General features: G+C 63.2%; 19 protein-coding genes. 8 read left to right on the top strand and 11 right to left on the bottom strand.

From position 1 onward, the window contains the following. The first annotated feature begins 74 nt into the window (after positions 1-74). Positions 75-665, top strand: coding sequence for a lytic transglycosylase (locus ACGYK9_RS09200; RefSeq protein WP_394409814.1), 591 nt, complete (start codon positions 75-77; stop codon positions 663-665). A 70-nt stretch (positions 666-735) separates the two neighbouring features. Here the strand turns inward: ACGYK9_RS09200 and ACGYK9_RS09195 are convergent, their stop codons facing one another. The 4 genes from ACGYK9_RS09195 to ACGYK9_RS09180 all read right to left on the bottom strand — a co-directional run bounded on the left by ACGYK9_RS09195 (position 736) and on the right by ACGYK9_RS09180 (position 7100). Then, a complete protein-coding gene (locus tag ACGYK9_RS09195) occupies positions 736-1341 on the bottom strand; it encodes an outer membrane lipoprotein carrier protein LolA (protein WP_394409811.1) in 606 nt (201 codons plus the stop codon). 169 nt (positions 1342-1510) lie between these two features. Continuing rightward, complete coding sequence (locus ACGYK9_RS09190) at positions 1511-4447, bottom strand: DNA translocase FtsK 4TM domain-containing protein (RefSeq protein ID WP_394409807.1); 2937 nt, start codon at positions 4445-4447, stop codon at positions 1511-1513. Between the two features lie 12 nt (positions 4448-4459). Further along, entirely contained in the window at positions 4460-5644 is a 1185-nt protein-coding gene (locus ACGYK9_RS09185) for an aminotransferase class I/II-fold pyridoxal phosphate-dependent enzyme (protein WP_394409804.1), read from the bottom strand. A gap of 121 nt (positions 5645-5765) precedes the next feature. Beyond that, positions 5766-7100, bottom strand: a complete 1335-nt coding sequence (locus tag ACGYK9_RS09180; protein WP_394409801.1) for an amidase — start codon at positions 7098-7100, stop codon at positions 5766-5768. Between the two features lie 85 nt (positions 7101-7185). Here ACGYK9_RS09180 and ACGYK9_RS09175 point away from each other — a divergent pair, with 85 nt between their 5' ends. Further along, the gene (locus tag ACGYK9_RS09175; RefSeq protein WP_394409798.1) at positions 7186-8412 is read left to right on the top strand and encodes an FAD-dependent oxidoreductase; all 1227 of its coding nucleotides are present in this window, start codon (positions 7186-7188) and stop codon (positions 8410-8412) included. 15 nt (positions 8413-8427) lie between these two features. Here the strand turns inward: ACGYK9_RS09175 and ACGYK9_RS09170 are convergent, their stop codons facing one another. The 5 genes from ACGYK9_RS09170 to ACGYK9_RS09150 form a co-directional block, all read right to left on the bottom strand. After that, positions 8428-8610 carry a Trm112 family protein gene (locus ACGYK9_RS09170; RefSeq protein ID WP_271692896.1) on the bottom strand — a complete coding sequence of 61 codons (183 nt, stop codon included), beginning with the start codon at positions 8608-8610 and terminating at the stop codon, positions 8428-8430. Continuing rightward, the gene (locus tag ACGYK9_RS09165) at positions 8607-9251 is read right to left on the bottom strand and encodes an LON peptidase substrate-binding domain-containing protein (RefSeq protein ID WP_067261736.1); all 645 of its coding nucleotides are present in this window, start codon (positions 9249-9251) and stop codon (positions 8607-8609) included. Before ACGYK9_RS09165 ends, ACGYK9_RS09170 begins: the two co-directional genes overlap by 4 nt. Positions 9252-9278: 27 nt before the next feature. Then, the gene (gene trxA, locus ACGYK9_RS09160; protein ID WP_394409795.1) at positions 9279-10199 is read right to left on the bottom strand and encodes a thioredoxin; all 921 of its coding nucleotides are present in this window, start codon (positions 10197-10199) and stop codon (positions 9279-9281) included. A 54-nt stretch (positions 10200-10253) separates the two neighbouring features. Continuing rightward, positions 10254-11042 carry an exodeoxyribonuclease III gene (locus tag ACGYK9_RS09155; RefSeq protein ID WP_394409792.1) on the bottom strand — a complete coding sequence of 263 codons (789 nt, stop codon included), beginning with the start codon at positions 11040-11042 and terminating at the stop codon, positions 10254-10256. 288 nt (positions 11043-11330) lie between these two features. After that, positions 11331-12017, bottom strand: coding sequence for a response regulator transcription factor (locus tag ACGYK9_RS09150; RefSeq protein WP_067261731.1), 687 nt, complete (start codon positions 12015-12017; stop codon positions 11331-11333). 162 nt (positions 12018-12179) lie between these two features. Between ACGYK9_RS09150 and ribA the strand changes: the two genes are divergently transcribed. Together ribA and ACGYK9_RS09140 are read left to right on the top strand one after the other, a co-directional pair. Further along, complete coding sequence (gene ribA, locus ACGYK9_RS09145) at positions 12180-13271, top strand: GTP cyclohydrolase II (RefSeq protein WP_394409789.1); 1092 nt, start codon at positions 12180-12182, stop codon at positions 13269-13271. Beyond that, positions 13268-13762, top strand: a complete 495-nt coding sequence (locus ACGYK9_RS09140; protein ID WP_394409786.1) for a L,D-transpeptidase — start codon at positions 13268-13270, stop codon at positions 13760-13762. Before ribA ends, ACGYK9_RS09140 begins: the two co-directional genes overlap by 4 nt. Here the strand turns inward: ACGYK9_RS09140 and ACGYK9_RS09135 are convergent. Together ACGYK9_RS09135 and ACGYK9_RS09130 are read right to left on the bottom strand one after the other, a co-directional pair. Beyond that, positions 13752-14405 carry a YggS family pyridoxal phosphate-dependent enzyme gene (locus ACGYK9_RS09135; protein ID WP_394409784.1) on the bottom strand — a complete coding sequence of 218 codons (654 nt, stop codon included), beginning with the start codon at positions 14403-14405 and terminating at the stop codon, positions 13752-13754. The two genes, ACGYK9_RS09140 and ACGYK9_RS09135, sit on opposite strands and share 11 nt — an antisense overlap. A gap of 102 nt (positions 14406-14507) precedes the next feature. Beyond that, complete coding sequence (locus ACGYK9_RS09130; protein WP_394409781.1) at positions 14508-15395, bottom strand: porin; 888 nt, start codon at positions 15393-15395, stop codon at positions 14508-14510. A 280-nt stretch (positions 15396-15675) separates the two neighbouring features. On the opposite strand from ACGYK9_RS09130, the gene ACGYK9_RS09125 reads away from it, so the two are divergent. The 4 genes from ACGYK9_RS09125 (at position 15676) to holA (ending at position 20281) form a co-directional block, all read left to right on the top strand. Next, entirely contained in the window at positions 15676-16170 is a 495-nt protein-coding gene (locus ACGYK9_RS09125; RefSeq protein WP_394409778.1) for a DUF3576 domain-containing protein, read from the top strand. Positions 16171-16252: 82 nt separating this feature from the next. Further along, on the top strand, positions 16253-18799 hold the full coding sequence (leuS, locus tag ACGYK9_RS09120) for a leucine--tRNA ligase (protein ID WP_394409775.1): 2547 nt from the start codon (positions 16253-16255) through the stop codon (positions 18797-18799). Continuing rightward, on the top strand, positions 18786-19286 hold the full coding sequence (lptE, locus tag ACGYK9_RS09115) for an LPS assembly lipoprotein LptE (RefSeq protein ID WP_394409772.1): 501 nt from the start codon (positions 18786-18788) through the stop codon (positions 19284-19286). The genes leuS and lptE overlap by 14 nt, the downstream gene beginning before the upstream one ends. Further along, positions 19283-20281: a DNA polymerase III subunit delta gene (holA, locus tag ACGYK9_RS09110; protein WP_394409769.1), complete on the top strand. Its 999-nt coding sequence runs from the start codon at positions 19283-19285 to the stop codon at positions 20279-20281. Before lptE ends, holA begins: the two co-directional genes overlap by 4 nt. Positions 20282-20293: the final 12 nt, after the last annotated feature.

Here is a 20293-nt window from a genome sequence, read left to right as displayed (position 1 = left end):
TGTGATGGAGGGGGTGAATCGGTTAAACTCCTCCGAAAAAACGACCCTAATAAAAAACGAGAGGCGAGAGGCAGATGACCAAGCATTTTTGCGCAATGATGATCGTACTGCTGGTGGCATCCTGCGGCGGCGGGCCTCAAACGGCCCCGCGTGATCTGGATAACGCCTGCACTATCCTGAAAGAGCGCCCCGATTACCTGCGGGCATTCCGCGCGACCGAGCGGAAATGGGGTGTCCCCATTCACGTTCAAATGGCCACCATCCACCAAGAGAGCAAATTCGTGGCGGATGCCCGGACGCCGTTCAAATATGTGCTGGGTGTGATTCCGATGGGCCGCCAATCCAGCGCCTTTGGCTATTCGCAGGCTTTGGACGCGACATGGGATGAGTATCTGGAATCCGAGGGCCGCTGGCGCGCCAAACGCGACCGGATTCGCGACGCGAGCGATTTCATGGGCTGGTACATGAACCTGACGCGGGAGCGGAACGGCGTCTCCCTGCATGACGCCCGTAACCAATACCTCGCCTATCACGAGGGCCACACCGGTTTTGCCCGCAAGAGCTACAACAGCAAGGCGTGGCTGGTCGGGGTCGCGGGCAAAGTCGATTCCCGCGCCAAACTCTATCAACGGCAGATCGCCGGTTGCCGTCTGGGCCGCTGGTAAACCCGCCCACTCCAATGCAAAACGCCCCAGCCTGATCAGCCGGGGCGTTTTTTTGTTTCAACAGGGCTGCTTAGCGTCTGCCGCCAGCCCGTGCGCCGCCGGTGTCGAACAGGCTGTTAGAGATATTGCCCCCCACCTGCATGTCACCCAGCACGACGGTCGTGGCGCTGCCGTTGCCATCGTTGATGATCCACTGACGCAGCTGCACCGGATTGCCAGTGAACTTCATCTGGATGTTGCCATATTGCGGGTTGGCGGGATCTTGGGCCGTGACCGTGGTGGCGGTGCCGTCATAGCTGTGGCCTGTCACCATCTTGGCGCGGCCCAAATTGACGTTGTCGGCCAAGATGATCGACAGCGGTGTTCGCGCCAGCGGATAGGTCTCAGCCGGTTGGTTCGACTTCTTGTCGTAGATCACGACCGTATTCGCCCCCGCGACGACCAGCCCGGAATCCGGCGCGTTATATTCGAAACGTACCTTGCCGGGGCGTTTGATATAGATCGTGCCCGTGCTGATCGACCCGTCATCGTTGATCTGGGTAAAGTCGCCCTTGGCGGTGCGAAGCTGGTTCAGATAGCCCGAAATCTCGTTCAGCGACAGTTGCTGCGCCGCCGCCGCGAGGGGGGCTGATACGGCCAGTCCAACCGCCAGAATCGCAGAAGTAAGTTTACGCATGTTGTTCGTCCTGTGTTGCCTCACGTTCTGACATAGGGCGGGCGGGCGTGATATTCGATATCAGGGCGCGGTTTTTCGCTATCGCCCGCCCTGCCCCATAAAAAAACACCGCCGGGAGGGTGGCCCGGCGGTGTTTCTGATTGTCGTCCCCAAGGGGGGAGAGGTCGCCCTATGCCTGCTCCGGCACCAGTATCTCACGCTTGCCGACATGGTTCGCCGGAGAGACCAGCCCCTCTTCCTCCATCTGCTCGACCAGTCGTGCGGCTTTGTTATAGCCGATCGCCAGTTTGCGCTGGATGTAGGAGGTGGAGCATTTGCGGTCTTTGATCACCACCTGCACGGCGGTGTCATAAAGCGCGTCTTCGCTATCGGTATTGCCGCCAAGGCCCAGCACCGCGTCGATGTTGCTTTCCTTATCCTCGGACGGCCCTTCGACCACGCCCGAGACATAATCTGGCTCGCCGAATTGCTTGAGGTGGTTGACGATCTCTTCGACCTCTTCGTCGCTGACAAAGGGGCCGTGGCAACGGGTGATCTTCGCCCCGCCCGCCATATAAAGCATGTCGCCCATGCCCAAGAGTTGCTCGGCGCCCATCTCGCCCAAGATGGTGCGGCTGTCGATTTTCGAGGTCACTTGGAAGGAAATCCGCGTGGGGAAGTTCGCCTTGATCGTGCCGGTGATCACATCGACCGAGGGACGCTGCGTGGCCATGATCAGGTGAATGCCCGAGGCACGCGCCATCTGCGCCAGACGCTGGATGCAGGCTTCGATCTCTTTGCCTGCGACCATCATCAGGTCGGCCATCTCGTCGACGATGACCACGATATAGGGCAGCGCCTCGGGGGTGTTCTCTTCGGTCTCGAAGATCGGCTCGCCGGTGTCCTCGTCAAAGCCGGTCTGCACGGTGCGGGAGAACATCTCGCCCTTGGCCAGCGCTTCGCGGACGCGGCCGTTGTAGCCTTCGATGTTGCGCACGCCCATTTTGGACATCTTGCGGTAGCGTTCTTCCATCTCGCCGACGACCCATTTCAGCGCCACGACGGCCTTCTTGGGGTCGGTGACGACCGGGCTCAGCAGATGCGGGATGCCGTCATAGACCGACAGTTCCAGCATCTTGGGGTCGATCATGATCATCCGGCATTCTTCCGGCGTCAGCTTGTAGAGCAGCGACAGGATCATCGTGTTGATCGCCACGGACTTACCCGAGCCTGTGGTCCCCGCAATCAGCAGGTGCGGCATCTTGGCGAGGTTGGCGACAACCGGATCGCCGCCGATGTCCTTGCCAAGCGCCAGCGGCAGGCGGTGGTTGCCGTCGCCGAAATCGCGGCTCGAGAGGATCTCGCGCAGGATCACCTTTTCGCGGTTCTCATTGGGCAGTTCGATACCGATGACCGAGCGGCCCGGCACGGTGGAGACACGCGCCGAAAGGGCGGCCATGGAACGCGCGATGTCGTCTGCCAAACCGATCACACGGCTGGCCTTGAGACCCGGCGCCGGCTCCAACTCGTACATTGTGACGACCGGACCGGGGCGCACGGCGACGATCTCGCCCTTCACGCCGTAGTCGTCGAGCACGGTTTCCAGCATCCGCGCGTTCTCCTCCAACGCCTCGTCGCTCAGGTGCAGGCGCTGCACGCTCTCGGGGCTTTCCAGAAGGCTCAGCGGCGGCAGTTCGAAACCGGGGTGCGTGTCGTCGAAGGTCAGGGTGGGCTGCGCTTCGACCTGCGCCTGTTTCGAGGGCTGGACGGGTTTGCGGGCGGGCTGCTGCACCACTTTGCGCGGCTCCGCCACGGGGATTTTCATCGCCTCAGGCGCGGGCGCCTGCTGCAACGGCAGGGTCTCAGACGCCACAGTGTCTTCGTAGGGCGCGGCCATCGGCGCCTGCGCTGCCGGTTCCTGAACCATCGGCTCGGGCGTCGGGGCGGGCGCGGGCTGGGCCTGCGGCCTGCGCAGCAGCGGCTCGGGGCGCAGGGTGGCCGGTTCGGCGGTCAAGGGCGGTTCGGCACGCAGCCCGGCGGGCTGGGCGGCGGGCTGGCTGGTGTTCAGCACCAGCGGGTCCGGCCCACGGCCCCGACCTTTAGTCAGCGGCGCGGTCGTCGGCGTATGGATCGCATTGGCATGGCGCACGCGGTTCTTGATCACATCGGCGATCTTGCTTTTGATGCGCTCTTCGCCCGGTGTCTCATCCACGATGGCATCGCTGTAGGTCTCGATCAGTTCCGGCTCGGGCATGTCGTCTTCGGGTTCGGGCCGTTTGATCAGCCCGGGCATCCGACCGAACAGGCTGCGCGGTTCGGCTTCCGGCTCGGCCACCGGGGCGTGCTGCGGAGCATAGCTCTGCTCGGCTTCCTGCGCGGCCCAGGCTTCGGTGTCTTCGGCTTCCTGACGGCGGCGCTCACGACGTTCGGCCTGACGGGCCGAGAGGTTCTGCGCGGCGACGACGGCCCCATTGGCCCCGCGGCCCAGAAGGGTCATCAGCCCGGCATAGGCCATGATCAGACCGACCAGCAGAAACCGCGCAATGCGGAACAGCTCGGCCTTGGTAAAGCCCAAGACGAAGGCGCCCAACGCGAGAATTGCAACACCCATCAAAAGCGACATCAGCTTGACCGTCAGGGTCGAGCCGATGGGCAGGATCGTCAGCAGCGCGCCCATGACGGTATCGCCAAAAAGCCCGCCCAGACCGAAGCTATGGGTCAGCAGCCATTCCTGACCGGGGGCCAGCGTCGCGGCGTAGATCGCGCCAAGTGCGACGGCGATAGGCGCAAAGATCAGCCGCCCAAGCGCGCGGTCATCGCCCTGATGCAGCGCGAAACGTCCGCCCCAGAACAGCAGGACGATGGCGATGCCCCAAGCGCCCCAGCCGACGATCATGAACAGCGGTGCCGCGATAGAGGCACCGATCCGGCCCATCCAGTTCTGCACCGGCGCATCGGTTGAGACCATCCAGTTGGGATCGTCGGGCGTGTAGCTGCCGATCATCATGGCGGCCATGATGCCCAGCATGATCAGCGCCAGCCCCAGCAGTTCACGACCGCGCTTTTCGATTGCCTCGGCCATGTTGCTGTCTAGCAATGGATCGCGTCCCCGTGTCTGATATGCCATGTCGTCCCTCGCTTATGCCGAATACAGACAGTCGCGGATCGCTTCCAATCCGCGCGTCGTTTCGTCTTTTGGGGCCACCAAGGCGACCCGAATGTAATTCTGCCCGGGGTTCCCCCCGGCGACGTTCTGCGCCAGATAGCTGCCGGGCAGCACCCGCACGCCGGTCTCGCGCCAGAGTTTCAGCGCCGCGGCCTCGTCATCCTCGACCGGAAGCCAGAGGAAGAACCCCGCCTCGGGGCTCACATAGCCCGGCACATTGCCAAAGATGCGGTCGGCGATGGCGTATTTCTCTTGGTAGAGCGCGCGGTTCTCTTCCACATGCGCCTCATCCGCCCAAACGGCGGCGGCGGCCTGCTGCAGGGGCAGCGGCAGCGGCGCGCCCGCGTAGTTGCGCAACTGTTTGATCTGGCGCATCGTCTCGGCCCCGCTGGCGGCAAAGCCCGACCGCAGCCCCGGCAGGTTCGAGCGTTTCGACAGCGAATGAAAGATCACCACGCGGTTGCGGTCGGTGCCCAGTTCCTTGACCACCTCCAGCGCGCCGGTGGGTGGCGTGTCGCGGTAGATCTCGGAATAGCATTCATCGGCGAAGATCAGGAAATCATACTTCTCGGACAGCGCGATCAGATCGGCCCAGTAATCGCGCGAGGCGACAACGCCCTGCGGATTGGCGGGGGAGCAAAGATAGGCCGCCGTCGTGCGGCGCAGCACTTCTTCGGGCAGGCTCGCGAAATCTGGCAGATGCCCGGTCTCGGCAGTGGCGGGGACCATGATCGGGTCCGCCTCACCGGAAATCGCGCCGATCATATAGACTTGGTAGAAGGGGTTCGGCATCAGGATGGCCGATTTCTCCCCATTCTTGGTGGGCGGGCAAAGCGCGATGACGGCGTTATAGAGCCCCTCGCGCGTGCCGTTCAGGGCCATCACCTCGCTGTCGGGGTCCATCTCGACCCCGTAGCGCCGCGCGATCCATGAAGCGATGGCCGCGCGCAATTCGGGTGAACCGTCGTTTGGCGGGTATTTGTTGAACCCTGCGGCGTGTTTCGTGATCTCATCGGTCACCCAAGCCGGAAACGCATGTTTCGGCTCGCCAATGGTCATATGGATCGGCGTGCCGCCGCCCTCATGCCCGTCAAGCAATGCGCGCAGGCGCGGCCACACGTGGGCCGGAAGGTTCGAAAACCGCTCGGTATACATCATCAAAACTGCCTCGGATCGGGATCATTCGCGCCCCGTTTGCCCCAAGGTACCCAAGGGCGCCTCTCCCGTCCAGAAAAACCGGGGAGTTTTGCCGCCCTTGTGGCTTTTCGGTCGTGCGCTCTTAGGCCTCGCGCAGGGCCGCTTCAGCCGCCGCACCAAGGCGCAAAAGCTGTTCTTCGGCCCCCGGTGCGCACATCAGAGAAATGCCGCAAGAGGGCGTATCGGTCGGCAAGGTAAGCGCGCAAAGCCCCATTAGATTCGCGACTCGCGTGTTGCGCAGGGACAGGAGATTCTGCGCGAGGTAGTAGTCGTGATCACTGTTCAGCCGCTCGATGTTCGGCGGCAGCATGGGCGCTGTGGGCACCAACACGGCGTCATAGCCCGCCACGGCCCGGTCATAGCCTGCCCGCGCCAGATCGAGCTTGGCCCAAGCGGCAACGTAATCGGGGCCGGAGAACCCCTTACCCAACCGGAAACGCTCAAGAATTTCGCTGAACATCGCTTCCGGGTCGGCTTCGATCACATCGCGCCATAGCCCATAGGCTTCGGTGGTGTAGAGACAGGAACTCAGCGGCATCGCCTCTTCGACTTCGGGCACGGTGATCTCGTCAACCGTGGCACCGGCCTCTCGCAATCGCGCCACTGCCGCGTCAAAAGCGGCCTTTGGCTCATCGGAAAGCTCATCCATGACAACATTGGTCAGCACCGCGAAACGGCAGCCCTCCAACTCGCTCTCTTGCAGATCGGCAGGCTTGCCCCCCTCCAAGGCGGCAAGCAGCAGCGCCGCGTCTTCGACCGAACGGCAAAGCGGGCCAACCGTGTCGAACTTCGCCGCGAGCGGCACGGTCCCGGCAAGGGAGACACGGCCTGCGGTGGTCTTGAGCCCCACCAGATCGTTCCACGCCGCCGGGATGCGCACCGACCCGCCAGTATCCGACCCGATCGCCGCCGCCGCCAAGCCAAAGGCAACCGAAGCCGCCGCGCCTGAGGACGACCCGCCCGAGACGCTGTCCGGCTCGTTCACGCAGGGCGGTGTGGCGGTGCTGGGGTTATGGCCAAGGCCCGAGAAGGCCAATTCGCTCATATGCGTCTTGCCCAAGCAGACCAGCCCCAAGGCCGTCGCGCTGGCGAGCACTTCGGCGTCGCTCTCTGGCACCCGGCCTTCCAGCAGCTTAGAGCCCGCCTCGGTGGCGGTTCCGGCGGTATCGAAGAGGTCTTTCCAAGAGATCGGCACCCCGTCGAGCGGCGACAGGCGCTGGCCGTCGCGGGCCCGCTCAGCCGCGGCGGCGGCTTCGGCGCGGGCGCGGTCAGGGGTGACGCGGGCATAGGTACGGTCGCGCATCGGATGTGCGTCGATGGCATCGAGATAGGCATCGCAAAGCGCCACAGGGTCGATATCGCCCGCCGCGATCCCGCGCCCCAGATCCGCCGCCGTCATTTCCAACCATTCTTGCATGTCGTGCCCCTTACCGCTGTTCTTGGCGAACCTAGCGACCGTTCGGCGCATGGACAATCCCCGCGCGCAGGTCATATCTAGGGCCATGGATTTTGACCACGATATCGCGATCATCGGCGGGGGGCTGAATGGCCCCGCCCTTGCCTTGGCCCTCAGCCGCGCGGGATTGCGCGTGGCTGTGATTGACGCCCAGCCCGCACAGACCTTTGAGAACGCCGCCTTCGACGGGCGCGCCTATGCGCTGGCGCTGACTTCGGTCAGGTTAATGGAAGGCATCGGCATCTGGCCCGACATCGCGGATGACGCCCAACCGATGCTTGAGATCAAGGTCACCGATGGGCGTGCCGGCACCGGCCCCTCGCCCATGTTCATGCATTTCGATCATGCCGAGATCGAAGAAGGCCCGATGGGCCAGATGGTCGAAGACCGCCATCTGCGCCGCGCGCTGCTGAAAGCGGCTGCTGCTGATCCGGCGATCACGATGATGAACGACACCCGCGTCACGGGGCAATCGGTGGCGCCGACCGGCATCACCCTGACGCTTGAGGGCGGCAAGACTCTACGCGCGCGCTTGGCCGTAGGGGCCGATGGCCGCGCCAGCGGCACGGCGGAGCGGGCGGGCATCAAGCGTGTCGCATGGTCCTATGGTCAGACGGCGCTGGTCTGCGTGGTGGATCACGAAAAGCCGCACCACGGCATCGCGCATCAATTCTTCATGCCCCCCGGCCCGCTGGCGATCCTGCCGCTGACCGGCAACCGCTCCCTCATCGTTTGGAGCGAAGCCAGCGCCAATGCCACCGCGATCAACGCCCTGCCGGATGCGCAATACCTTGAGGTGCTGCGCCCGCGCTTTGGCAGTTTTCTGGGGGAGCTTTCGCTGACCGGCCCGCGCTACAGCTATCTGCTCGGCCTGTCGCTGGCCCATTCCATGACCGCTTCGCGCGTGGCGCTTTTGGGCGACGCCGCCCATGGGGTGCATCCCATCGCCGGTCAGGGGTTGAACGCAGGGCTGCGCGATGTGGCCGCCTTGGCCGAGGTGATTGCCGATGCGGTTCGCCGGGGCGAAGACCCCGGAAACGACGCGGTCCTCGCGCGCTATCAGGAATGGCGGCGCTTCGACAATGCCAGCCTCGCGCTGGCGACCGACAGTTTCAACCGGCTGTTCTCGAACGATAACGCGTTTCTGCGGTTGGCCCGCGACATGGGCATGGCCGCGATCAACGCCCTGCCCGGCCTGCGCCGAACCTTTATCCGCGAAGCCGCAGGGCTGACGGGCGAACTGCCCCGGTTGATGCGTGGCAAGCCCCTGTAACGGAGCCGCAGGCCGTTACAGCCTCCGCGCTTCGTCCGGCAGCATGACGGGAATGCCATTGCGGATCGGATAGGCCAACCCGGCAGCTTTCGACACCAGTTCTTGCTTTTCCGCGTCATAGGTCAGCGTCGTCTGGGTGCGCGGGCAAATCAATGCCTCCAGCATCCGGCGATCGAATTGAACGGTCGCATCTGTCATTGCATCAAGCCCTCTTCCTGACCGCCGCGCATCGCGAATTCGATCAATGTCACCAATGTCTCCCGCCGGGTCTCCAGCGAAGGCGCCTCCAGCAGCGCCTGTTTATCCTCGGCCTCGAACTCCAGCATCATCGACAGGGAGTTGATCAGCAACTCATCTTCGGCATCTTTCAACGTGTCCCAATCGGCGGAAAGCCCGCGGCTGTCGAAATAGCGCCCCAGAAGGTCAAGAAACCGCGCCCGGTCAAAGCTGTCGTCGACCTCATCCTCGCCCAGATCGCGGTCAAAGCCCGACCAATTCACATCGCAGCGGCGATAGGGGGAAAAGCCCTCGATCTCCTCCACCACGCGAAAGCGCGAGACGCCGCCAAGGGTCACCATATAGCGGCCATCCTCGGTCTCGGAAAACTGGGTGATGCGGCCCGCGCAGCCGATCTGGTGCAGCCCGTGGCCGTCGCGACCGGGCAGTTCGTTGGGCTGGACCATGCCGATCAACCGCGTGTCTGTCTTGAGCGCGTCTTCGATCATCTGAAGATAGCGCGGCTCGAAGATATGCAGCGGCAGGCGCGAGCGGGGCAGCAGCAGCGCCCCTGCCAACGGAAAGATCGCAATAGTCTTGGGCAGTTCTGCTGGCTTGATCATGACAAGGGACTTAGCGCGCCCGTCTCCTCAGGCAAATATCATTGACGACAGTTTGCGACGCCCGCTCAGCACCACCGGATCATTGGGCTTAAGTGCTTCAAAAATAGTGAAAAGCTGCGTCTTGGCGGCGCCCTCGTTCCACTCACGATCCCGGCGGAAAAGCTCTAGCAGGTGGTCAACAGCAGCTTCGGCATTGTCATGGGCATAAAGCGCCTGGGCCAGATCGAACCGCGCCTGATGGTCGTCGGGGTTGGCCTCGACCTTATCGGTCAACTCGGCCACGGGGCCGGCATCGGCGGCCTGATGGGCCAGTTGCAACTGAGCATGGGCAGCTTCGAGTTCGGGGGCCTTGGAGATTTCGATCGGCGCGCCGTTCAGCAGGGCTTCGGCCTGATCCAATGCGCCCATGGCGATGTGAGACCGAACCATGCCGCCATAGGCAGGCGCGTTCATCGGGTCTTCTTCGAGAATCGCGGCAAAGGTCTGCGCCGCATCGGTGGCGGCCCCTTCGGCCAGCATCTCTTCGGCGGCGGCGACGGCATCGGCCAGCGTGTCACCTGGCGCTTCGCCGCCCCCCGCCTTTACCACGCGGTCGACAAAGGCCTTGATCTCGGACTGCGGCAGCGCGCCTTGGAAACCGTCGACCGGCTGGCCTTTGTAGAAGGCATAGACCGTGGGAATGGATTGGATCTGCAACTGACCGGCGATGTTCTGCGCCTGATCGACGTTGACCTTCACCATCTTCACCGCGCCTTTGGCCGCGCGCACGGCGTCTTCCAGCATCGGGCCAAGCGTCTTGCAAGGGCCGCACCACGGCGCCCAGAAATCAACGATGACCGGCACCGTTTGCGAGGCATCGACCACATCAGACATGAAGGTCGCCTCGGTCGTGTCCTTGATCAGATCGGCATCTGCAGGGGCGGCGGTGGAAAGGTTCAGGTCGGTCATATCGTTATCCTCGCTAATCGCGTTTGGCCTTATATGGACGTGCAGGGGCGCGATTCAAAGGTCAAAACTGGCAAAAACCGGCGCGTGGTCACTGGGTTTCTCCCAACCGCGCGCATCGCGGACGATGTGGCTGGAGTGCCCGGCCTGCGCGATATCCGATGTGGCCCAGATATGATCCAGCCTGCGACCCTTGTCGGCGGCATCCCAATCGGCGGCGCGGTAGGACCACCAGCTATAGAGTTTGCCCTCCGGCACATCCTGCCGCGTGATGTCGACCCAATTGCCCGCATCCTGCACCGCACCAAGCGCTTCGACCTCGACCGGGGTGTGGCTGACGATCTTTAGCAGCTTCTTATGATCCCAGACGTCATCCTCACGCGGGGCGATGTTGAGGTCACCCACAAGGATCGACTTCTCGGGCTTGCCGCCATGGAACCAGTCGCGCATCTCCGACAGGTAATCGAGCTTTTGGCCAAACTTCTCATTGATCTCGCGGTCGGGTTTATCGCCGCCTGCGGGGACGTAGAAGTTGTGGATCGTCGCGCCATTCTCCAGCTTGGCCGCCACATGGCGGGCGTGGCCCAGCATGGCGAAATCCTGATCGCCCGCATCCACCAGCGGCAGTTTCGACAGGATCGCCACCCCGTTGTAGCCCTTCTGCCCGCGCGCGACCATATGGGTGTAGCCCGCCGCCTTGAACGCCTCGACCGGGATCTTGTCCACGGGGCTCTTACATTCCTGCAAGCAGAGGACATCCGGCCCGTGTTCGGCCAGCAGTTTCAGCACCAAAGGCTCGCGCAGGCGGACGGAGTTGATGTTCCAAGTGGCGAGGGTAAAGGACATGGGGGAGGCTCCGGTCTGGGGGTGGTTCGGCACAGTAACGCGGACGGCGCGGGGGTGCCATGCGGAAATGGGGCTTCCTTGCGGTGAGGGCCATCGCCTACGGCTTGATTTCGGTCCGGGGTGACGATCCCCACAAAAAAAGACCGGGCACAAAGGCCCGGCCAGTCCAACAGGGAGGTATGTACCTTTACCCGGGTACAAAAGTCGGGCTTCAAACCGAGGTGCGGGTCATGAAAACCCCGCCTCTCAGGTATTCCAACCACGGGGGTCGGAATTGGTTCCCGGTTTTTATGCCATCAGGCGATAGCCACCGGATTCCGTCACCAGCAAACGGGCGTTCGAGGGGTCAGGCTCGATCTTCTGCCGCAGGCGGTAGATATGGGTTTCAAGCGTATGGGTCGTGACGCCTGCGTTATAGCCCCAGACCTCATGCAGCAGCACATCGCGCGGCACGACACCGTCATTGGAGCGGTAGAGGAACTTGAGGATATTGGTCTCTTTCTCGGTCAGACGCACCTTGCGGTCGTCCTCCGTGGTAAGCACCTTCATCGCGGGTTTGAACGTATAGGGCCCGAGCTGGAAGACGGCATCTTCGGACTGTTCATGCTGGCGCAGCTGCGCGCGGATGCGGGCCAGAAGGACCGGGAATTTGAACGGTTTGGTGACATAGTCATTCGCCCCGGCATCAAGGCCGAGGATCGTGTCGGCATCGGTGTCATGGCCCGTCAGCATCAGGATTGGGCTTTTCACCCCCTGTTTGCGCATCAGGCGACACAGCTCGCGGCCATCGGTATCGGGCAGGCCTACGTCGAGGATAATCAGATCGTAAAGCGCTTCCTTGGCCTTGGTCATCGCCTCGGTGCCATTGGCCGCTTCGAAAACGTCGAAATCCTCGGTCATGATCAACTGCTCGCTCAGCGCTTCGCGCAGGTCATCGTCGTCATCGACAAGCAGGATTTTCTTAAGCTGCGCCATCTGTCTCTCCGTCTGTTGTCTTATACATGCGCCTTGGGCGGGGCCCGGACAAGGGATGTGACCACTGTCTCACAGCCTCGTGTCAACAAAGCGTGAAATGTTTCAATTCCTTGCGATATAACCTAGATAGACGGGGAAGCCTTTGCGGAGTTGCAACAAACCATGAGTTTCGCCCCGGACATCACCGAACAACTGGCGCGTGCGCGGGCCGATCTGCGCATGGGCGTGCCCGTGATTCTGGCGGATGCGGCGCAGGCCGCCCTCGTGCTGGCGGCAGAGACGCTGACCGCACAGCGCCTTGCGGATGTGCTGGCCTTGGGCGGTGCGCCGGTGCTGGCGATCACCGCGCGGCGGGCCGAAACGCTCAAAGCGCGGGCCTATGATGGCAATCTCGCCCGGGTGCTGCTGCCTGAGGGGGCGACACCTGCTTGGGTGCAAAGCATCGCGGACCCGGCGGATGACCTGCGCGCCCCGATGAAAGGGCCACTTCAGACCGCGCGGGGCGGTGATACGGCGGCGCATCGCGCCGCGATTGATTTGGTGAAAGCCGCCCGGATGCTGCCCGCCGCACTGGTGCTCGATCTGCCGCAGGGGGCCGATTTCGCGCGGACGCATGGTTTGACCTTGATCGACCTCACCGCCGCCGCCCCGATCCTTGCCGAGCGCAGCGCGCTGCATCCGGTGGTGAACGCCCGCCTGCCGATGGAGGTCTCCGAGGCCGGGCGTCTGCATATCTTCCGCCCCGAGGATGGCGGCGAAGAGCATTACGCCATCGAAATTGGCCGCCCTGCCCGCGACACGCCGGTACTTTGCCGCCTGCATTCGGCCTGTTTCACCGGCGATTTGATGGGCAGCTTGAAATGCGACTGCGGCCCACAACTGCGCGCCGCGCTGGCGCAGATGGGCGGCGAGGGGCATGGCGTGCTTTTGTACCTTAACCAAGAGGGCCGCGGCATCGGTCTTGCCAATAAAATGCGCGCCTATTCCTTACAGGATCAGGGATTTGACACGGTCGAAGCCAATCACCGGCTGGGGTTCGAGGATGACGAGCGCGACTTCCGCCTCGGGGCCGACATCCTGCGCTCGATGGGGTTCTCCGCCGTGCGCCTACTGACCAACAACCCGCGCAAGGTGGGCATGATGGAGCAAAGCGGCGTCGCCGTGACCGAGCGTGTCCCGCTGGCCGTGGGCGAGAATCGCCACAACAGCGCCTATCTGGCCACCAAAGCCGCGAAATCGGGGCATCTGCTATGACCCCGAATGACATGGTTCTAACGCCCACGGGGCTGCGGTTTCAGGGGCGGCGCTATGCCTGTAGCATCGGCAAGGGCGGGCTGACCGATAACAAACGCGAAGGTGATGGCGGCACCCCGCGCGGGGTGCATCGCTTGGTTGGGATGCTCTATCGGCCTGATCGCATCCCGGCGCCAAGCGCCTGGGCCCAGCCGATCGGTCCGGGCGATCTGTGGTCAGATGCCAGCGGCCAGCCCGACTACAACCATCGCGTCCGCGCCCCCTACCCCCATAGTCATGAGGCCCTGCGCCGCGCCGATCCGCTTTATGATCTGGTGATCCTGACCGATTGGAACTGGCCCGATGCCACGGCAGGACGCGGCTCCGCGATCTTTATCCATCAATGGCGGCGGCCGGGCTATCCTACCGAGGGGTGCATCGCCTTTGCACGGAGCGACCTCCATAAGATCGCCGCGCATGTGGGTCCGGCGACGCGGCTGATTATCCGCTAACCCGTTCGCCGAAGATGGCGGAGCCCACACGCACATGGGTGGCGCCCAGTGCGATGGCCTGCTCGAAGTCGCCGCTCATGCCCATCGACAACCCACTCAGATCGTTGCGCGCGGCGATCTTGGCCAGCAGGACGAAATGCAGCGACGGCGCCTCGTCCACCGGCGGGATGCACATCAACCCCTTGATCGGCAGGTCCAGCGCGCGACACTCGGCGACAAACGCATCCGCGTCGCGGGGCATCACGCCCGCCTTCTGCTCTTCCTCGCCCGTATTCACCTGAATAAAGAGGTCGGGGCAGCGGCCAATCTCCTGCGCCAGCCGCGCGATGGTTTTGGCCAGTTTGGGGCGGTCGACCGTGTGGATCGCCTCGGCCAGTTCCATCGCCTGCCGGACCTTGTTGCTTTGCAATGGGCCGATGATGTGCAGGTCGATGCCGTCAAAATCTTCGCGGAAGCCAGGCCATTTGCCCGCCGCCTCTTGCACGCGGTTCTCTCCGAAAGAGCGATGCCCCTCTTCCAAGACCGCACGCACACGCGCATCGGGCTGAACCTTGCTGACGGCGATCAGCTTGACCGACCCCACCGGGCGGCCTGCATCGGCTTCGGCTTTCGAGATGCGGTTTTGGATGTCGCTCAGACTCATTTTCGGCCCTCCATGTCAGGCGCGCAGAAAACAACAGCGGTGGGCAAAAGAAAAGGGGCAGACCGAAAGGCCTGCCCCAATATTCATAGTATGTCGTTCAACTTAGAAGTTGAAGCGAACACCCATGTCGGCAACGGTGTCGCCGTCGAACTGCTTAACCACACCGCCGCGCAGCGAGGTGCCGCCGCCCAGGTCGTGGTTGAAGTCGATGCCGTAGCCGGTGTCTGCGCCGTCTTGGTCGCCAACATAGACTTCAACGTCTGTCGCTGCACCAACGTCGAAGCGGCCAGCCAGGATAACGCGGTCGCCGTTTGTGCCGTTGTCAGCATAGGCCAGAGTTACGTCGGCGATGCCGAAGGATCCACCAGCTGTCGCTGTCCACTCGGTGTCGCCCGCGTTGTCGGAGTCTTGGCCACCAACTGCGAAGGTCCAGCCGCTCCATGTGTAAGCAACGTAGCCTGCAACACGGTCGCTTACGTCAGAAGCCGAAACGTGCACTGCCAGGTCACCAGCGGAGTACAGAACTTCAACACCGTTCAGAGCGCCGTCACCAGTGGAGGTGTATGCGTCGCCGTTGCCGTCAAATGCGGTGTAGTCATAACCCAGACCGGTCAGACCCATGTCGACGGGGTACTGACCCGGCATGGATTCCAGAGCACCGAAGATGTTGCCAACGCCGACTTCGAAGCCGCCGGAGCGTGCGAAGTAACGAACGCCGTTGAAGTCTGCGCCTGCACCGTTGGTGGTGCCGTCGCCGTCAGCTTGGATACGTGCACGTGCACCGAAGACAACGCCTGCATCGGATTCAGCAGTCGCGTCGATCTGGAGACGCATACGCGATGTCAGGTCTGTGGAGCTGTCCAGCAGAGCGTTGGAGTCGTTGTCGTTGTACATGATACCGAAACGGCCGTAGCCGCCGAATGTCACGTCTGCTGCTGCTACACCGGCGGTCGCAACCAGGGCTGTTGTAGCGAAGAGAACTTTTTTCATGAGTTTTCCCTCGGTTTGAATTCATATGCCCAGACCGGGGAATCCGGTAAGGGTATGCAGGCTGTTTGCCCCCAATCCCCTGCACTTGGCAAGGTTCACGGCCTCCCCACCCGCAATGTCGCCGGGGTTGGTGCAGCTATGCCACAGTTCCTTCACCCCAGGGCCGCGCCTTTGCCTATGGCGGCGCCCGATGCCGCGCAGTGCGCTCCTATGACATAGACCTTGCCGATAAGGGCCTGCTTGGATAGACCGGAGCGCAAACAGGCAAAGGAAAGCTGCAATGGCCCTTCGTACCGCTTGCAAATTGGCAATCACCGTTCTGGCGCTCAGCGCGCTGACCGCCTGTGGCGGGAGCTTTGGCAGCCCGGCCACAGATCGGCCGGATCAATACACCAATCCGAACAACCCCAATAACATCGAGACCAATCCCGACAATACGATCTGGTCGATCTTTAACCGCAAGAACACAGACACCAGTGTGTCGGTGAACAAATACCTCTGGTCGGCCTCGCTTGAAGTGCTGAACTTCCTGCCTGTGCAATCGGTCGATCCTTTCACCGGTGTGATCGTCACAGGCTACGGCACCCCGCCGGGCGGGGGCCGCGCCTATCGCGCCACCGTGCTGATCGACGATCCGGCGCTGGACGCGCGTTCGCTCAACGTCGCGCTGCAATCTTCGGGCGGTCAGCCCGTAGCACGGGCCACCACCCGCGCGGTAGAGGATGCGATCCTCAGCCGAGCGCGGGAGATGCGCGTGTCCGACAGCAAATTCTGAGCCCGCTTAACTCAACACCGTTCCAACGCCGGGCCTTGTGAAAACAGCAGCCCGGCGTTTTTCATGTCACGAAGGTCCCCTCATGCCCCGCTATACCCCCGCCGAGATCGAAGCCCGCTGGCAGCAAGCCTGGGAAAAGGACGGCATTTTTCAGGCCGTTCGCAACGCTGACAAGCCGAAATACTATGTGCTTGAGATGTTCCCCTACCCCTCGGGGCGCATCCACATGGGCCATGTGCGCAACTACACGATGGGCGACGTGATCGCGCGCTACAAGATCGCGACCGGGCATAACGTGCTGCACCCGATGGGCTGGGACGCCTTCGGCATGCCCGCCGAGAACGCCGCCATGGCCATCGGCGGCCACCCGGCGGATTGGACCTATGACAACATCGCCGAGATGAAGAAGCAGATGAAGCCCTTGGGCCTCAGCATCGACTGGAGCCGCGAGATCGCCACCTGCCATCCCGGCTACTACGGCCAGCAGCAGGCGCTGTTTTTGGACTTCCTCGAGAAGGGTCTGGTCTACCGCAAGAACGCCGTGGTGAACTGGGACCCGGTCGACATGACCGTGCTTGCCAACGAGCAGGTCGAGAACGGCTGCGGCTGGCGCTCCGGCGCGCCGGTTGAGCGGCGCGAGCTGACGCAGTGGTTCTTCAAGATCTCCGACCATTCCGAAGAACTGCTCTCGGCGCTCGACAGCCTCGACAACTGGCCCGCCAAGGTGAAGCTGATGCAGGCCAACTGGATCGGCAAATCGCGCGGGCTGCAATTTGCCTTCTCGACCATCGAAGCGCCCGAGGGCTTTGACCGGATCGAGGTCTATACCACCCGCCCCGACACGCTGCTTGGCGCTTCCTTCGTCGGCATCTCGCCCGACCATCCGCTCGCCAAGACGCTGGAGCGGGACGACGAAGCCGTGGCCGCATTCTGCGCCGAATGCCGCAAGGGCGGCACCACCGAGGAGGCGATCGAGACTGCCGAGAAGCTGGGCTATGACACCGGCATCCGCGTGCGCCATCCCTTTGACACGGCGCATGAATTGCCGGTCTATATCGCCAACTTCATCCTAATGGATTATGGCACCGGCGCGATCTTCGGTTGCCCGGGCCATGACCCGCGCGACTTCGAGTTCGCCACGAAATACGACCTGCCGATCATCTCGACCTTCCTGCCGTCCGAGGATGCCGGGCCCGAGCTGGACGCCGCTTTCGTCCCGCCGAAGACCGAAAAGGTGTTCTACAACCGGGGCTTCGCGGGCGACCAGTGGCAAACCGGCGAAGAGGGTGTCGACGCCGCCATCGCCTTTTGCGAGGAAAACGGAATCGGCCACGGCGTCACCAAATACCGCCTGCGCGACTGGGGCCTCTCGCGCCAGCGCTACTGGGGCTGCCCGATTCCGGTGGTGCATTGCGACGACTGCGGCGTGGTGCCGGAAAAGAAAGAAAACCTGCCGATCGAGCTTCCTTACGACGTCAGCTTCGACACGCCGGGCAACCCGCTGGACCGGCACCCGACATGGCGCAACTGCGCCTGCCCCGCCTGTGGCAAGGACGCCCTGCGCGAGACCGACACGATGGACACTTTCGTCGACAGTTCGTGGTATTTCGCCCGTTTCACCGCACCGCGTGCCGAGACGCCGACCGTCATGGAAGACGCGCAATACTGGATGAACGTCGATCAATATATCGGCGGCATTGAACATGCGATCTTACACCTGCTCTACTCGCGCTTCTTCGCCCGTGCGATGCAGATCACCGGCCACCTGCCCGAAAGCGCGGTGGAGCCGTTTGACGCGCTCTTCACCCAAGGCATGGTGACCCATGAGATCTACCAGACGCGCGACGATAATGGCCGCCCGGTCTATCACCTGCCCGAAGAGGTGACGGAGGGCAAACTTGCCGATGGCACCGAGGTTGAGATCATCCCTTCCGCCAAGATGTCGAAGTCCAAGAAGAACGTCGTCGACCCGCTGCACATCATCTCGAACTACGGCGCCGATACGGCGCGTTGGTTCGTGCTGAGCGATTCGCCCCCCGAGCGGGACGTGGAATGGACCGCCTCCGGTGCCGAGGCCGCCTACAAACACCTCTCGCGCGTCTGGAACATCTGCGACCGCGTGGGCGAGATGGACCGCGAGGCGGCAGGCACCGGCGACGAAGACCTGCTGCGCGCCATGCATAAGACGATCCATGACGTGACCATGGGGATCGAATCCTTCGGCTTCAACGCCGCGATTGCCAAGCTCTATGCCTTCACCGCGACCTTGCAGAAGTCCAAGGCGGGCTACGCCGCGCAACGCGAAGCGATCATGACGCTGGCGCAGCTCATGTCACCGATGACCCCGCACCTCTCGGAAGACATCTGGGCGCATCAGGGCGGCGAAGGGCTGGTCGCCAAGGCTCCATGGCCCAAAACGGATGAGAAGATGCTGGTCGACGACACCGTGACCCTGCCGATCCAGATCAACGGCAAACGCCGGGCGGAAATCCAAGTGCCCGCCGATATGCCGAAGGAAGAGGTTGAAAAAACCGCGCTGGCGCATGTAGCTGTCATTCGAACGCTGGACGGGGCCACGCCGAAAAAGGTCATCGTCGTGCCCGGACGGATTGTGAATGTCGTTGCCTAAGCCCACCCATATGCGCCGCCGCTTCCTGCTGGCCCTGCCCCTACTGGCGCTTGCCGCCTGCGGGTTCGAGCCGGTCTATGGCCCCGGCGGCCCGGGCACGGCATTGCAAAACCGTGTGTTGGTGGACGCACCGGAAGACCGCTTTGGCTATTTTCTGGTGCGCGAGGTGGAAAGCCGCCTTGGCCGCGCCGCCACCCCCCGCTGGGGGCTCGCCCTGACCACCACCACGGTCGAAGACGGGCTGGCCATCGACAGCGAAGGCAACACACGGCGCTACAACCTCGTGGGCACAACCGCCTATGCGCTGCGTGACCTCGACAGCGGGCAGATCGTGACCTCGGGCAAGGTCGAAAGCTTCACCGGCTATTCCGCCACCGGCACCACCGTGGCGACCCGCGCGGCGGAACTGGACGCGCAGGAACGTCTGATGACCATCCTCGCGGACCTCGTGATCAGCCGCCTTTATGCGGCCGACCTGCCCCAATGAAACTGACCCTGCGCGAGGCGAAACCCTATTTCGCGCGGCCCGATCCCGCGCGCACGGGGCTGTTGATCTATGGCAGCGACGCGATGCGCGTGGCGCTGAAGCGGCAGGAATTCCTGAAAAACCTGCTCGGCCCCAATGCCGAAGAGGAAATGCGCCTCAGCCGGATGCCCGCGGGCGAATTGCGCCGCGATCCGGCGATGCTGCTGGATGCGATCAAGGCGGTCGGCTTCTTCCCCGGCCCGCGTGCCGCGCTGGTGGAAGAGGCGAATGACAATATCGCGAAAATCCTGCTCGACGCGCTCAAGGAATGGCAGCCGGGCGATGCGCAGATCGTGGTCACCGGCGGCGATCTCAAGAAGACCTCAAAGGTGCTGAAGGCCTTTGAGAGCCACCCCAACGCCTTTGCCACCGCGATCTACGACAACCCGCCCGACCGGGCCGAGATCGAGCAGATGCTGAAGGACGCGAAGCTCACGCCTGAGGCCGACGCCATGGGCGCCCTGACCGATCTGGCCCGCACCCTCGACCCCGGCGATTTCCGCCAAACGCTGGAGAAGATCACGCTCTATAAACTGGGCGACAGCAGCAACATCGGGCTGGATGACATCGCCGCCTGCGCCCCCACCTCGACCGAGGCCGAGGTCGACGACATCCTGCATGTGGTGGCCGAGACCCGCGCCGCTGAGATCGGCCCGGTGATGAGCAAGCTGCAAGGCCAAGGCGTAAACCCGGTGACCCTGATCATCATGGCCACCCGGCATTTCCGCACTCTCTACCGCATCGCCGCCAACCCCGGCGCGCCGATCTACGGCGTGCGCGACCGCGACCGTGCGATGCGACAGGCGCGCAACTGGGGCGCGGTAAAGCTGGAAACCGCGCTGGCGGTGCTGACCGAGACGGACCTCAAGCTGCGCTCCGCCGGCCAGCACGCGCCGGCGTTAGCGCTGGTCGAACGGGCCTTTATCCGTCTGGCGATGCTGGGCGCACAACGTTGATTTTGGGAGAGG

This window comes from Sulfitobacter sp. 1A15258 (assembly GCF_043557045.1).
In the GTDB taxonomy this organism is placed as follows: domain Bacteria; phylum Pseudomonadota; class Alphaproteobacteria; order Rhodobacterales; family Rhodobacteraceae; genus Sulfitobacter; species Sulfitobacter faviae.
The sequence above is the reverse complement of the archived record's forward strand: the minus strand, read 5'-3'. Positions and strand labels throughout refer to the sequence as shown.

Coding starts and splice junctions, on each gene's coding strand:
- ACGYK9_RS09200 (WP_394409814.1), top strand. CDS start 75: ATGACCAAGCATTTTTGCGCAATGATGATCGTACTGCTGGTGGCATCC.
- ACGYK9_RS09195 (WP_394409811.1), bottom strand. CDS start 1,341: ATGCGTAAACTTACTTCTGCGATTCTGGCGGTTGGACTGGCCGTATCA.
- ACGYK9_RS09190 (WP_394409807.1), bottom strand. CDS start 4,447: ATGGCATATCAGACACGGGGACGCGATCCATTGCTAGACAGCAACATG.
- ACGYK9_RS09185 (WP_394409804.1), bottom strand. CDS start 5,644: ATGATGTATACCGAGCGGTTTTCGAACCTTCCGGCCCACGTGTGGCCG.
- ACGYK9_RS09180 (WP_394409801.1), bottom strand. CDS start 7,100: ATGCAAGAATGGTTGGAAATGACGGCGGCGGATCTGGGGCGCGGGATC.
- ACGYK9_RS09175 (WP_394409798.1), top strand. CDS start 7,186: ATGGATTTTGACCACGATATCGCGATCATCGGCGGGGGGCTGAATGGC.
- ACGYK9_RS09170 (WP_271692896.1), bottom strand. CDS start 8,610: ATGACAGATGCGACCGTTCAATTCGATCGCCGGATGCTGGAGGCATTG.
- ACGYK9_RS09165 (WP_067261736.1), bottom strand. CDS start 9,251: ATGATCAAGCCAGCAGAACTGCCCAAGACTATTGCGATCTTTCCGTTG.
- trxA (WP_394409795.1), bottom strand. CDS start 10,199: ATGACCGACCTGAACCTTTCCACCGCCGCCCCTGCAGATGCCGATCTG.
- ACGYK9_RS09155 (WP_394409792.1), bottom strand. CDS start 11,042: ATGTCCTTTACCCTCGCCACTTGGAACATCAACTCCGTCCGCCTGCGC.
- ACGYK9_RS09150 (WP_067261731.1), bottom strand. CDS start 12,017: ATGGCGCAGCTTAAGAAAATCCTGCTTGTCGATGACGACGATGACCTG.
- ribA (WP_394409789.1), top strand. CDS start 12,180: ATGAGTTTCGCCCCGGACATCACCGAACAACTGGCGCGTGCGCGGGCC.
- ACGYK9_RS09140 (WP_394409786.1), top strand. CDS start 13,268: ATGACCCCGAATGACATGGTTCTAACGCCCACGGGGCTGCGGTTTCAG.
- ACGYK9_RS09135 (WP_394409784.1), bottom strand. CDS start 14,405: ATGAGTCTGAGCGACATCCAAAACCGCATCTCGAAAGCCGAAGCCGAT.
- ACGYK9_RS09130 (WP_394409781.1), bottom strand. CDS start 15,395: ATGAAAAAAGTTCTCTTCGCTACAACAGCCCTGGTTGCGACCGCCGGT.
- ACGYK9_RS09125 (WP_394409778.1), top strand. CDS start 15,676: ATGGCCCTTCGTACCGCTTGCAAATTGGCAATCACCGTTCTGGCGCTC.
- leuS (WP_394409775.1), top strand. CDS start 16,253: ATGCCCCGCTATACCCCCGCCGAGATCGAAGCCCGCTGGCAGCAAGCC.
- lptE (WP_394409772.1), top strand. CDS start 18,786: ATGTCGTTGCCTAAGCCCACCCATATGCGCCGCCGCTTCCTGCTGGCC.
- holA (WP_394409769.1), top strand. CDS start 19,283: ATGAAACTGACCCTGCGCGAGGCGAAACCCTATTTCGCGCGGCCCGAT.